We start from the raw sequence: 12331 nt of genomic DNA, 5'->3' as shown, positions 1-12331 counted from the left end.
GGCCTGGGGGTACGGCGGGCGAGGGCGCTGCCTGCCTCGAACGTGGTAAGACGGCGCGGGTGCTGCCGCGCATGCGATGGGAGAGATGATGTCAGACAGGGTGCTAGGCGGACGCTACACGGTCCAGGACAAGATTGGTGCCGGCGGCATGGCCGTGGTCTACCGCGGGTTGGACGAGGTGCTGGGCAGGACCGTCGCCATCAAGACCATGCTGCCTCAGTACGCGGGTGACGCGTCGTTCGCCGCGCGCTTCAAGCAGGAGGCTCAGGCGGCCGCGGCGCTGCAGAGCCCCTACATCGTCTCCGTCTATGACTGGGGGCGCGACGGCGACACCTACTACATCGTCATGGAATACCTCCGCGGGACCGACCTCAAGAGCGGCATCCGCAGGCATGGCGCCCTGGACGGCAAGAAGGTCGCCCAGGTGGGCTCGCAGATTGCGCAGGCGCTCTCCGTCGCGCACCGCCACGACATCATCCACCGCGACATCAAGCCGCAGAACATCATGGTGCAGCCTGACGGCAACATCAAGGTGATGGACTTTGGCATCGCGCGTGCCAAGAACAGTCATCTGACCACCGACAACTCAGTGCTGGGCACAGCCCACTACGTCTCTCCCGAGCAGACCCAGGGCAAGGAGCTCGGCCCCACGACGGACATCTACTCGCTGGGCATCGTCATGTACGAGGCGGCCACGGGCAAGGTGCCCTTCGACGGGGACGATGCCATATCGGTCGCCCTCAAGCAGGTCAACGAGCAGCCCAAGCCGCCCAGCCAGCTCAACCCCAGCGTGGACAGCGCGCTCGAGGGAATCATCCTCAAGTGCATGCAGAAGGACCCTGAGGCACGCTTCCAGACGGCGGACGAGCTCTACCACGTCCTGCGCGACTACCTCGCTGGCAGGATGCAGGCGGTGAGCAGCGCCACGGCCACGACGGCGATTCCGACCACACCAGTCATGGCACCCCTCCAACCCGTCAACAGCACCCAGTCCATCCCCCGCATCCAGGCCAACGGGCACGGCCGGCCCCGAAGCGCGACAGAGCAGGCGCGAGAGAAGGCACAACGCGAGGCACACGGCCGCAGGCGCAAGCTCGTCTTGGGAACCGTCTTCGTCACCCTGGCGCTCATCGCCGCCATCGTCGCGATAGCCAGCCTCCTCACCAACCGCAACGCCACCGCAAGCGTTCCCAACCTGTCCAACCTGACCGAGGAGCAGGCTCTTGCAACCATCGACGCCTCGGTTTTCGAACGGGGCACGGTCAAGGAGTCCTACAGCTCCACCGTCGCATCTGGACTGGTGATGGACCAGAGCCCCGACGCAGGTCTCGAGAAGGCGCGTGGCACCCAGATCAGCATCGTCATCTCGAAGGGCCCCGAGCCCGCGGCGGACGTCGTGGTCCCCGATCTCAAGAACCTCTCGCCCTCGGAGGCGGAGCAGGCCCTTGCCAAGGCGAACCTCGTGGGCCAGGCCGGCGACTCCGTCTATAGCAGCGAGGTGGAGGTGGGCAAAGTCGCGCAGCAGAGCATCGCGGCCAACAGCACGGCCAAGGCAGGTGACACCGTAACCTACCAGCTCTCGAAGGGCGTCGAGACCGCCGAGGTGCCCGACGTCACGGGCTACAGCGAAGAGAGTGCGAGGAACACGCTCCAGAACAGCGGCTTCGGCGTGAGCGTCCAGCGCAGCTCGAGCAACAGCGTCGAAGAGGGCGAGGTCATTAGCCAGTCTCCCACCGGCACCGCAGAGAAGGGCGGCACCATCACCATAACGGTCTCAACGGGACCCGCCGACAAGAACATCCCCAGCGTGGTGGGCTACAGCGAGGACGGGGCACAGAGCGCCCTGGACAACGCGGGCTTCCTCGTCAACACGACGTACGCCACGAGCCCGAGCGTCCCTCGGGGCAACGTGATCAGCCAGTCCCCCACCGGCAGCGCGAAGGCGGGAAGCACCGTGACCATCGTGGTCTCCACCGGGTCCGGCTCTGGCACGAATGGAGCGGGCGAGGCGGATGGTGGTAGCTCTGGCAAGAGCAGCGGCACCTCCAGCTCGACCGAGACGAAGTAGGCGTCGCCGACGGACGGTGCGAATACCCCCGCATCCATCCATCTGGGTGCGGGGGTTCCCTTGTCCGTCCGACCACCAAGGGCACGAGGCGGACGAGACAAGAAGAGGCCTCGTACCGCAGTGCGTGCGATACGAGACCTTGTTCTCTGGTGACCCCGATTGGATTCGAACCAACGACACCAGGTTTAGGAAACCTGTGCTCTATCCCCTGAGCTACGGGGCCGTGCAAAGGCATTCTACCATCACCTAGCCGCAGGCGCAGCACAAAGCTTCACGTCTCGCAGTAATTGCGGTGTGTCGGAGTCTCGTGAGCCGCGAACTCCGATCATCCAGCATTGCCGGTGGTTGAATGCCGACAGACGTAGGGCGAGAGGGAATACGAGACAAGAATATCCCGCTTGTCGGCACTTTGCAGAGCATGCGGTGCCGACAAGCGGGAGGGATGTCCCAACGGTCGGAAAGGCCTATTTCTTCTTGGCCTTCCCCTCCTGCTCGAGCTGCTTGGCGTCCGCCTCAAGAAGGGCCATGACCTTCTTGCTGCTCATGGATGCCACCTCCGCGTCAGCAGCGCGACGCAGGGGCCTCACCTTGCGCCAATCGTACACGAAGGCCGCGATGATCGCCACGTACGCGAACACGATGGCGACCAGCATGACTATGCCGGCGGGCGATGACGGGTTGGTCGCCGCCTCGGGGTAGAAGTAGGTGATGGCCCAGGTGACCAGGGTGATGACAAGACCGGAGCCGATGAGCGCCCACCAGACGCGTTGGCTCTTCCTGAACTCCGGGCGCTGGTTGAGAAGGACGCGGGACAACGTGGCCCTGCGGTCCTCCTCGTCGCGCCGCGCGTTGCGCGCCGCCTTGCGCTCCTCCTTCGTCATCTCGCTCTCGGCCTTGCCCGAGGCGGATTGGCTGCCGCGGCGCACCTTCTCGCTCGAGATGACCCTCACGCCCGACGCCGCCTCGCGGGCGGGACGAGCGCGCGTGACCGAGCGCCTCGTAAATCCGGCACGGGGCCTGTCTCCCCCGTCGGCTGCCTCACCGGCCTTGGATGCCTTGGGGCTTGCCGCGGGAACGCTTCCCGCCTCCTCGGCCTCCTTGCGGGCCGCTTCGATGGTGTCACGCAGAGACATGGGACTCCTTCATGGGCTTGAACTCGCTTGCGGTGATTATCTTGAATGCCTCGGCATAGCGCCTCGAGCTGCCCTCGATGACGTCGGAGGGGATGTGGGGCGGTTCCCCGGTCATGTCCCAGTTCGCCTTGAGCCAATCACGCACGAACTGCTTGTCATAGCTTGGCTGGACATGGCCGGGTTCGTAGCCGTGGGCAGGCCAGAACCGGCTCGAGTCGGGGGTCAGGCACTCGTCGATCAGGGTGAGCCTGCCATCGACCATGCCAAACTCGAACTTGGTGTCGGCGATGACGATGCCCCTGGTGGCCGCATAGTCCGCGGCGGCCTCATATATCCCAAGCGAGGCGTCGCGCAGCTGCGCGGCCACCTCTTCCCCCACGATCTGGGCGCAGCGCTCGAACGAGATGTTCTCGTCGTGGTCGCCGAGCTCGGCCTTGGTCGAGGGGGTGAAGATGGGCTCAGGCAGCTTGGATGCCTCCTCCAGGCCGCCGGGAAGCTTGATTCCGCAGACGGTGCCGTCCTGGTCATAGGTCTTCTTGCCGGAACCCGTGAGGTAGCCGCGGACGATGCACTCGATGGGAATGGTCTGGGCCTTCCTCACCAGCATTGAGCGGCCGCTCAGGTAGTCTGCGTAGGGGGCAAACTCCTCTGGATAGTCCGAGACGTCCATGCTCAGCATGTGGTTGGGCATGAGGTCCTGGAACCTCTCGAACCAGAATGCGGAGATGCGGGTGAGGACCTCCCCCTTGAAGGGAATCTCGTCCGGAAGGACGTAGTCGAACGCGCTCACACGGTCGCTGGCGACCATGAGCAGGCTGTCGCCGCAATCGTAGATGTCGCGGACCTTGCCGTGCGAATCGGGGCGAAGCTCCATGGCTTCCATTGTCTCTCCCATCGATGTTGACGACCGTGGTCGTGCCGGGCACGACGTTCCCCATTCTAGATGAAGCCTGACCGAGCTCGGCAAACAACGGAACAAGTCACCCGATGGCAACCGGACTGGCGGGGAAGCGCCCTCCCCTACCTCTCCTGTTGCGGGCGAGCGGGTGTCTTGCGCTGCTCGAGGGGGAGGCGGAGGGTGAAGGTGGTGCCCTTGCCCAGCTCGGACTCCACGCCAATGACGCCGTTGTGCTTCTCGACTATCTCCTTGGTGAGGGCGAGGCCCACCCCCAGGCCGCCCGAGACGCGCTCGCGGCTTGCATCGGAGCGCCAGAAGCGCGAGAAGACCCTGGGGATGTCCTCCTTCGAGATCCCGATTCCCGTGTCCTGGACCGAGACCTGCACCTCTCCCTTGACGCGGTCGCGCCTGACGCCCACGACGACCCATCCGCCCTCGCCCGTGTAGCGCATGGCGTTGGACATGAGGTTGGTCACGGCCTCGCGGATGAGGTCCGCATCCACCTGGGCGTAGCACTCGTGCGCGTCCGTCTTGTCGTCGAAGCGCAGGTGGAGGCCCTTCTCATGGAAGAGCTGATGCTGCATCGAGACCATGCTCTTGACCAGGTAGACCATGTCGGTCCGCTCGAGCTTGAGCGCGCGCGTGCCATTCTCGATGCGCGAGAGGTGGAGCATGGCGTCCACGAGCCGGGAGAGGCGGCGCACCTCCTCGGCCACCGTCTCGAAGTGCTCGTCGTCTGAGGGCAGGACGCCGTCCTGCATGGCCTCGACCGTGGCGAGCATGGCCATGAGCGGCGTCCTGAGCTCGTGGGCGACGTCGCTCGTCAGGCGGTGCTCGAACTTGATGTCGTGCTCGAGCTCCGTTGCCATGGAGTCGAAGGTCTCTCCCAGGCGTCCTATCTCGTCGTCACCGCGCAGGTTGGTGCGGGCCGTGAGGTCGCCGCTCCTTATCTGCGCCGCCGTCGAGGTGATGGCCTTGATGGGCTTGGTGAGGGCACGCGAGGCCAGGTACCCGATGACGCAGGCAAGGATGACCGCGACCGCCGCTGCCGCCGCGACGGCACCGTAGGAGTTGGTGCGGAAGGTCGAGTCGGCGCTGCTCGTGAGGGCGGTGGACCCATAGGCAAGGAGCCTGACCGTCCCCACCACGTTGCCCGACGAGCTGAGCACCTCGGCCGAGACTATGGACTCGGGCCGGCTCGAGGGCGCCCGTCCGCTCGTCGCTGACATGCGATGCGAGACCGTCCAGGAGTCGTCGTAGAGCATGGTGCCGTCGGAGTCCTCGAGCTGTACCGCCACGCCGGCGGACGAGACGGAGGCGAAGTGGGCGTAGCCCAGCACCTCGTCGGTCCATGAGCCCGCGCTGTCGTACTGTACGGCTATGCCGTCGGCGAGCTGGTCGGCGAGGGTCTGAAGGTTCTGCTGGGTGTAGCGACGAAACTGCCCCTCCCAGACCACCGCAAGCACCACCGAGAGCACCGCAGCCGTCATGATCGCCGTCAGGGCGAAGTAGAAGGCCATGCGAGCGGTGAAGGTCTTGGTCGGTCGCGAGCCGGACGTCCGCGCCATGGTGTTGAAGGAGGACTTGGGTGAGTCCGACCCAAGTGAGGAGGCCTCGCCGTACTCGCGGCGGGCCTCCTCGTTGTCGAGTATGTCAGGCAAGGTCTGCGTCCCCTACCTCTTCGCCTCGCCGGCGTCCGCCTTCTGGGCTGACTCGAAACGGTACCCCACGCCGTGGACGGTGTACAGCCAGCGCGGGTTGCGCGGGTCGTCGCCCAGCTTGGCGCGGAGGTTCTTCACGTGCGAGTCGATGGTGCGCTCGTAGCCCTCGAAGTCGTAGCCCAACACCTTCTCGACAAGCTCCATGCGGGTGTAGACGCGTCCCGGGTAGCGGGCGAGGGTGGTGAGCAGCTTGAACTCGGAGGCAGTGAGGTCGACCTCGTTGCCCTCGACCATGACCTTGTGGCCCGAGATGTCGATGACCAGGTCTCCGAAGTCCAGCACCTCCAGCGGGGGCTCAGCCTCGGTGTGGGCGCGCCTGAGGAGGGCGCGCACACGGGCGACGAGCTCCCTGGGCGAGAAGGGCTTGATCAGGTAGTCGTCGGCGCCGAGCTCCAGCCCGATGATGCGGTCTTCCACCTCGCCCTTCGCGGTGAGCATGATGATGGGGACGCTCGACGTCTCGCGAACGGCGCGACAGACGCGCTCGCCCGAGAGCTGGGGAAGCATGAGGTCGAGCACGATGAGGTCGAAGCTGTGCTTCTCGAACTCCTCGAGGGCGCTCTTCCCGTCACCCACGCCGCGGACGATGTAGCCCTCGCGCTCGAGGTACGCTGCCACGGCGTCACGAATGGTCTTCTCGTCCTCAACGAGCAGAATCTTCTTCTCTTCCGAAGCCATTCCGGCCCCCCTCACGTCCCGCCGATGTCCCAGCTCCCCACGTCATCAGGCATGGGTGCACAATTTGCCTATACGAGAGTTATTTTAGCGCACCTGGCGTCCGTGCCCCAGAGACTAGAGCGCGAAGGACCTCACGGCGACGGCCGACGGATATCCGGTCTTCTCGTCCTTGACCGTGGCGAAGGTGACGAAGTGGTCGCTCGTGCCAAGGGTGGCAGGATACTCCCCGTAGTCGATGCAGCGGTTGGATGCCGAAAGCACCGAGTAGGTCTTTGCGTTGGTGTCCACGACGAAGTAGGAGGAGGTGCTTTTGATGACGAACGTGTCACCCTTGCCCGTCACGGCCGCAGTCGGCTCGCGCGAGAGCATGACGAAGGGCCCCTCGCCACTGCCGATGTAAGTGCCCATCTTGCCCAGGAGGCCACCGGACGAGTAGCTCGCCTCGATGGAGAAGGCGAAGCGGTCGCCGATGCGGACGGCATTGAGGGGCCTCACCGACGCGGGAAGCACGAGTTGGTCAATCTTGGTTGAGAGCTTGTCGGAGAGCGAGTACGCCGTGATGCCATAGAAGGTTCCCTGGTCAGCGTTCACCCGGGGCACGAGCGTGACCGTCCCGTCCGAGACGGCCGGCTCGGTGGCGAAGCGACCCGGCGACTCCACGACGGCCTGTGCGCTCGTGTCGCCGGTCTGCCAGAGGTAGCAGAAGGAGTGCTCGGACCTCTTGTCGCCCGACGCGGTGGGCATGACCTGCCAGAGCACCTTGGAGTCCGTGACCGCGAAGCGCGGCGGGTCGTAGTCCGAGCCTGCCGACCAGAGCGTCGAGGGTGTGTCGGAGAGGGCTCCGTCCGCAAAGGCGGCAGCATAGAGGGTCCAGTCGTGGGTGAGCAGGTTGAGCTCGACCCAGGCATATGCGGAGTCGGAGCAGCGCACGTCATAGATGGCCACGTTGCTAGCATCGCCGGCCAGGGGCTTCGGGACCACCTCGCTGACCTGTCCCGTCGAGATGGAGAAGGCACCCCCCTTGACCATGGGGTTCGAGCTCGAGCCGGCCGTGGTGCAGGGGATCCAGCTCCCCTCGCCCGGATGGAGCACGTTGCCCAGGGAGATGCTCCAGCCACCCTGCTGCGCGATGGGAAGCTGCTCTGCCTCCTGGTAGCTCTCGAGGATGTTGGTGGCAGACTCCTCGCCCACCACCACCGGGCTCGACCCCTCCTCGGACTTGTGCTTGCAGCCTGCGAGCACGCTCACGCCCGCCGCGGCGACGGTCGCGGCGGCGGTGGCGCGAAAGAGGCCCCTCCTGGTGATGCTGTGCTTCGTCATGCGAGAAGGAACCCCTTTCCGGAATCGGTCGACCGTCGGCTGGGCGCATCCCATGCCATCCCGCCTACTCGAAGCTCAGTCCTTCCAAGCGGTCAAAGAGCACGTCGGACCTGGTCAGGAAGCTACGTGGGTCGAAGATGGCGTCGAGCTGCTCGCCCGTGAGAGCACAGGCCGGGTCTGCCTCGAGCTTCTCGCGGAAGCTCGTGCCCTGCTCGCAGCGCTGGATCTCTCCCCAGGTGGCCATGGCGTTCGACTGCACCACCTTGTAGGCGTCCTCGCGGCTCATGCCCGTGTCCACCAGGGCGAGCAGGACCTTGGACGAGAAGAGCATCCCACGGGTGCGGTTGAGGTTCGCCATCATCTGCGCCGGGTACAGCACCAGGCCGTCCACGATGCGGATGAGGCAGCCAAACATGTGGTCGAGCGCGATGAAGCTGTCCGCCTGGGCGACGCGCTCCGCGGAGCTGTGGCTAATGTCGCGCTCGTGCCAGAGCGCGACGTTGTCAAAGGCCACCTGCGCGTTTGCCTTGACCACGCGAGACAGGCCGCAGACCTTCTCCACCGTGATGGGATTGCGCTTGTGGGGCATGGCGCTCGAGCCCTTCTGGCCACGGCGGAAGGGCTCCTCGGCCTCGAGGGTGTCGGTCTTCTGGAGGTTGCGGATCTCTGTCGCTATGCGCTCGCAGGTGGCGGCGCAGGTGGCAAGGACGCCGGCGAGGTATGCGTGGTGGTCTCTGCTGATGACCTGGGTCGAGAGCGGGTCATGCGCGAGGCCCAGGTGCTCGCAGACGTACTCCTCGACGCGTGGGTCGATGGACGAGTAGGTGCCCACCGCGCCGCTGATGGCCCCGAAGGCCACGTTCTTGCGGGCGTCCTTCAGGCGGTCGTGGTCGCGCTTGAGCTCCCAGGACCAGCTGCCAAACTTCATGCCGAAGGTCATGGGCTCGGCATGGATGCCATGGGTGCGGCCCACGCAGAGGGTGTCCCGCTCCTCGAAGGCACGCCTCTTGCAGATCTCCCCCAACCTGGCGCAATCGTCCAGGAGGATGTCGACGGCCTGGGTGAGCTGGTAGCAGAGGGCCGTGTCGCCCAGGTCTGAGCTGGTCATGCCGTAGTGCACGTGACGGCTGGGCTTGGGCTGGCCCTCGGGGACCTCCGCGTCGATGTACGAGCCCATGTTGGTCAGGAAGGCGATGACGTCGTGGTTGGTCACGGCCTCGATCTGGTCGACCTCGTCCTTGTCGAAGGCGGCGTGGTCGCGAATCCAGCGCGCCTCCTCCTTGGTGATGCCGCCCTGTCCCAGCTCGGCATGGGCCTCACAGGCCAGGACCTCGATCTCCTGCCAGATGGCGTACTTGTTCTGGAGCGAGAAGATGTGACCCATCTGGGGGCGGGTGTAGCGGTCGATCATGCGGGGTGTCCTTTCCTGGGCTGCGGACGTCCCCCAATTCTAGCGCGCCGCGGCGGGGTCCACTAAGCGTGCAGAGGAGGGGACCCTGGCCGGAAGGCCGCCGTCGGCGTCTCCCGCCGCCTGCGACCTACTCCCCCGCCAGCGAGCCCTCGTCGGCCTCGAGCGCGGCGCGCGCCTCTTCGAGCTGGCGAGCGAGCGCCTGTGTACCTGTGCCGCCATAGCTGTTACGGGCCGAGGCTATCCCCCTTGGGTCGAGGTCCTCCGTCACGTCGGAGTCGAAGAGCTCGGAGGCCTGGCGGAACTCCTCGGACGTCAGGTCCTCCAGGCCCTTGTGGTGCCTCTCGCAATACAGGACGAGCTCCCCCACCACCTCATGGGCCTTGCGGAAGGGCACCCCTCGCTTGGCGAGGTAGTCTGCCACGTCGGTCGCGGCGGTGAAGCCCTTCCCCGACTCCTCCTCCATGCGGCCCTCGTCGAGGCGCCAGGTGGAGACCATCCCCCTCACGCACGCCATGCAGTCGAGCAGCGTATGCGCCGCGTCGAGGGGACCCTCCTTGCACTCCTGGAGGTCCTTGTTGTAGGCCAGGGGAAGCGACTTCATGGTCGTGAGGAGGGCCACCAGGTCACCGTACACCCGACCGGTCTTGCCACGGGTGAGTTCGGCGAAGTCTGGGTTCTTCTTCTGGGGCATGATCGACGAGCCGGTCGAGTAGGAGTCAGAGAGCGTGACGAAGCCGAACTCCGTGGTGGACCAGAGCACGATCTCCTCGCAGAGACGCGAGAGGTGCATCATCGAGACGGAGCAGGCATAGAGCAGGTCGAGGAGGTAGTCACGATCGCTCACGGCGTCCATGGAGTTGGGGATGGGATGGTCGAGGCCCAGGGACACCGTCGTCTGGAAGCGGTCTATGGGATAGGTGGTCCCCGCCAGGGCGGCGGCTCCCAGGGGGTTGGCATCCGCCTCGTCGAAGGCGGAGGAGAGGCGCTTGAAGTCACGCCCCAGCATCCAGAAGTAGGCAAGCAGGTGATGCGAGAGGAACACGGGTTGCGCATGTTGCAGGTGGGTGTAACCCGGCATCACCACGCCCCGCCGCGCCACCGCCTCTTCGAGCAGGGTCCTCCTGAGGGCAAGGTTTCCCCTCATGAGCTGAGCAAGGAGGTCCTTGGCAAGGAGTCGCAGGTCAAGCGCCACCTGGTCGTTGCGCGAGCGTCCGGTGTGAAGGCGGGCGCCGGCTGGACCGACCATCTGCGTGAGCTTCGACTCGACCGCCATGTGGACGTCCTCGTCGTTCACGTCCCACTCGAAGTCGCCGTCGTCTATCTGCGTGAGAATCCGAGAAAGGCCCTCCTGAATCCTCTCGGCGTCATCCGCGCCGATGATGCCCTGGTCAGCCAGCATCCGGGCATGTGCCATGGACCCGGCGATGTCTTGACGGCACATGCTCTTGTCGACCTCGAGCGAGGCGCCGAAGCGCTGGGTGAGCTCGTCGACTCCCTGTTCGAACCTTCCAGACCAAAGGGCCATCCTGACCCGCCTTTCTCATCTCGTGTTCGCTCAGTCGTTCGCCACTATATGGGCCTGAGGACGCAAGGGCGCGCACGCGGGCCGAGTCTTCCCGCGTGCGCGCAACCCCAGCTCCTGCCGGACAACTTCCCCTACGCGGAGAGGGCCGCGTAGCCCAGCTTCGCCTGCTTCTTGCCCGCAGGCGCGGGAACCGCCTGCTTGTGGGCGGGACCCTGCTTGCCCGACCAGGTCTTGCTGGGCAGGCTGTGCAGGTCGATGAAGCCCTTGGAGGCACTGCGGTCGAAGCTGTCGCCGTCACCGTAGGTCGCAAGGCTGAGGTCATAGAGGGAGTAGGCGCTCTTGCGGCCGGTCACGGTGAGGCTGCCCTTGTAGAGCTTTGCCTTGACCTCACCGGTGACGAAGGCCTGGGTGCTGGCGCAGAAGGAGTCAAGCGCCTCCTTGAGCTGGCTGTACCAGAGGCCGTCGTAGACCACCTTGGACCACTGCTGGTCAATCATGTGCTTGTACTGCAGGGTGTCGTGATCGAGGCAGAGGGTCTCGAGGGCGTGGTGCATGTTGATGAGGGCGAGGGAGGCGGGGCACTCGTAGCACTCGTGGCTCTTGATGCCCACCACGCGGTCCTCGATCATGTCGATGCGTCCGTACCCGTGTGCGCCACAGACCTTGTTGAGCTGGACGATCAGGGGCAGGAGCTCCATCTTCTTGCCGTTGAGCGAGCAGGGCACGCCCTTCTCGAAGCCGACCACGATCTCTTCCGGCTGGTCGGGGGCGGAAATGGGGTCCACCGTCATGGTCCAGATGTCCGCGGGGGGCTCGTTCCAGGGGTTCTCGAGGACGCCGCACTCGATGGCGCGACCCCAGAGGTTGTCATCGATGGAGTAGGGCTTGGCGGCAGTGGTGGGCACGGGCACGCCGTGCTCCTGGGCCCACTCCATCTCTTGCTCGCGGGTGAGGAGGTCCCATTCGCGCACGGGTGCCAGGACCTTGATGCTGGGGTCGAGAGCGTGGATGCAGGTCTCGAAGCGCACCTGGTCGTTGCCCTTGCCTGTGCAGCCATGGGCGATGTACGAGGCACCCGTCTTGTGGGCGATCTCCACGAGGTGCTTCACGATGAGGGGACGCGAGAGCGCGGAGAGCAGGGGGTAGGTGTCCTCGTAGAGGCCGTTTGCCTTGATCGCCTTGGTGAGAACCTCCTTCGCGTACTCCTCGCGCATGTCCAGGGCCTCCGAGTGGACGGCTCCCATCCGCAGGGCCTTCTTCTCCACCCAGGCCAGGTCCTCTGCGTCCTGGCCCACGTTGCCGCAGATGGCGACGACGTCAAGCCCCTTCTCGAGCTGGAGCCACTTGACCATGACGGAAGTGTCCAGACCGCCGGAATAGGCGAGGACGACCTTCTCCTTCGTGGCGGCGTTGGTGGTGGCGTTTTGAATCTTGGTTGCAGGCATGGTTGCTCTCCCCTGTTTTGTCGTTCGTTGCTTGGTGGTGTTGGCTATGGTCGTGGGCACGCGATGGGAGGGCGTCCCCTCCCAAAAAGGTGAATACGCTGCGTGCCAGGTATTTTTCGTACAAAAAAGCCT

At 65.3% G+C, this 12331-nt stretch carries 9 protein-coding genes and 1 tRNA gene; 1 reads left to right on the top strand and 9 read right to left on the bottom strand.

Translation table 11 applies throughout. The features are described 5' to 3' along the window. Positions 1-88 precede the first annotated feature (88 nt). Positions 89-2068: a Stk1 family PASTA domain-containing Ser/Thr kinase gene (gene pknB / locus HMPREF1008_RS02685; RefSeq protein ID WP_009278305.1), complete on the top strand. Its 1980-nt coding sequence runs from the start codon at positions 89-91 to the stop codon at positions 2066-2068. Positions 2069-2215: 147 nt separating this feature from the next. On the opposite strand, the gene HMPREF1008_RS02680 is transcribed toward pknB, so the two are convergent. The 9 genes from HMPREF1008_RS02680 to HMPREF1008_RS02640 all read right to left on the bottom strand — a co-directional run bounded on the left by HMPREF1008_RS02680 (position 2216) and on the right by HMPREF1008_RS02640 (position 12199). Beyond that, a tRNA-Arg gene (locus HMPREF1008_RS02680) sits at positions 2216-2291 on the bottom strand. 241 nt (positions 2292-2532) lie between these two features. Continuing rightward, a complete protein-coding gene (locus tag HMPREF1008_RS02675; RefSeq protein WP_009278304.1) occupies positions 2533-3201 on the bottom strand; it encodes a hypothetical protein in 669 nt (222 codons plus the stop codon). Beyond that, entirely contained in the window at positions 3188-4084 is an 897-nt protein-coding gene (locus HMPREF1008_RS02670) for a phosphoribosylaminoimidazolesuccinocarboxamide synthase (RefSeq protein WP_009278303.1), read from the bottom strand. The genes HMPREF1008_RS02675 and HMPREF1008_RS02670 overlap by 14 nt, the downstream gene beginning before the upstream one ends. A gap of 137 nt (positions 4085-4221) precedes the next feature. Continuing rightward, positions 4222-5760, bottom strand: coding sequence for a HAMP domain-containing sensor histidine kinase (locus tag HMPREF1008_RS02665; RefSeq protein WP_009278302.1), 1539 nt, complete (start codon positions 5758-5760; stop codon positions 4222-4224). A gap of 12 nt (positions 5761-5772) precedes the next feature. After that, positions 5773-6498 carry a response regulator transcription factor gene (locus HMPREF1008_RS02660; RefSeq protein WP_009278301.1) on the bottom strand — a complete coding sequence of 242 codons (726 nt, stop codon included), beginning with the start codon at positions 6496-6498 and terminating at the stop codon, positions 5773-5775. Positions 6499-6612: 114 nt separating this feature from the next. After that, positions 6613-7818 (bottom strand): hypothetical protein, encoded by a 1206-nt coding sequence (locus tag HMPREF1008_RS02655; RefSeq protein ID WP_040656707.1) that lies wholly within the window; start codon positions 7816-7818, stop codon positions 6613-6615. A 64-nt stretch (positions 7819-7882) separates the two neighbouring features. Then, complete coding sequence (gene purB / locus HMPREF1008_RS02650) at positions 7883-9229, bottom strand: adenylosuccinate lyase (protein ID WP_009278299.1); 1347 nt, start codon at positions 9227-9229, stop codon at positions 7883-7885. 127 nt (positions 9230-9356) lie between these two features. Continuing rightward, positions 9357-10754 carry an argininosuccinate lyase gene (argH, locus tag HMPREF1008_RS02645; protein WP_009278298.1) on the bottom strand — a complete coding sequence of 466 codons (1398 nt, stop codon included), beginning with the start codon at positions 10752-10754 and terminating at the stop codon, positions 9357-9359. A gap of 131 nt (positions 10755-10885) precedes the next feature. Then, positions 10886-12199: an argininosuccinate synthase gene (locus HMPREF1008_RS02640; protein ID WP_009278297.1), complete on the bottom strand. Its 1314-nt coding sequence runs from the start codon at positions 12197-12199 to the stop codon at positions 10886-10888. Positions 12200-12331: the final 132 nt, after the last annotated feature.

Source organism: Olsenella sp. oral taxon 809 str. F0356 (genome assembly GCF_000233535.1).
GTDB classification, from domain to species: domain Bacteria; phylum Actinomycetota; class Coriobacteriia; order Coriobacteriales; family Atopobiaceae; genus Olsenella_I; species Olsenella_I phocaeensis.
The sequence above is the reverse complement of the archived record's forward strand: the minus strand, read 5'-3'. Positions and strand labels throughout refer to the sequence as shown.

Bases quoted from the DNA above. Each gene is read 5' to 3' on its own strand.
- pknB (WP_009278305.1), top strand. From the start codon at position 89: ATGTCAGACAGGGTGCTAGGCGGACGCTACACGGTCCAGGACAAGATT.
- HMPREF1008_RS02675 (WP_009278304.1), bottom strand. From the start codon at position 3,201: ATGTCTCTGCGTGACACCATCGAAGCGGCCCGCAAGGAGGCCGAGGAG.
- HMPREF1008_RS02670 (WP_009278303.1), bottom strand. From the start codon at position 4,084: ATGGAAGCCATGGAGCTTCGCCCCGATTCGCACGGCAAGGTCCGCGAC.
- HMPREF1008_RS02660 (WP_009278301.1), bottom strand. From the start codon at position 6,498: ATGGCTTCGGAAGAGAAGAAGATTCTGCTCGTTGAGGACGAGAAGACC.
- HMPREF1008_RS02655 (WP_040656707.1), bottom strand. From the start codon at position 7,818: ATGACGAAGCACAGCATCACCAGGAGGGGCCTCTTTCGCGCCACCGCC.
- purB (WP_009278299.1), bottom strand. From the start codon at position 9,229: ATGATCGACCGCTACACCCGCCCCCAGATGGGTCACATCTTCTCGCTC.
- argH (WP_009278298.1), bottom strand. From the start codon at position 10,754: ATGGCCCTTTGGTCTGGAAGGTTCGAACAGGGAGTCGACGAGCTCACC.
- HMPREF1008_RS02640 (WP_009278297.1), bottom strand. From the start codon at position 12,199: ATGCCTGCAACCAAGATTCAAAACGCCACCACCAACGCCGCCACGAAG.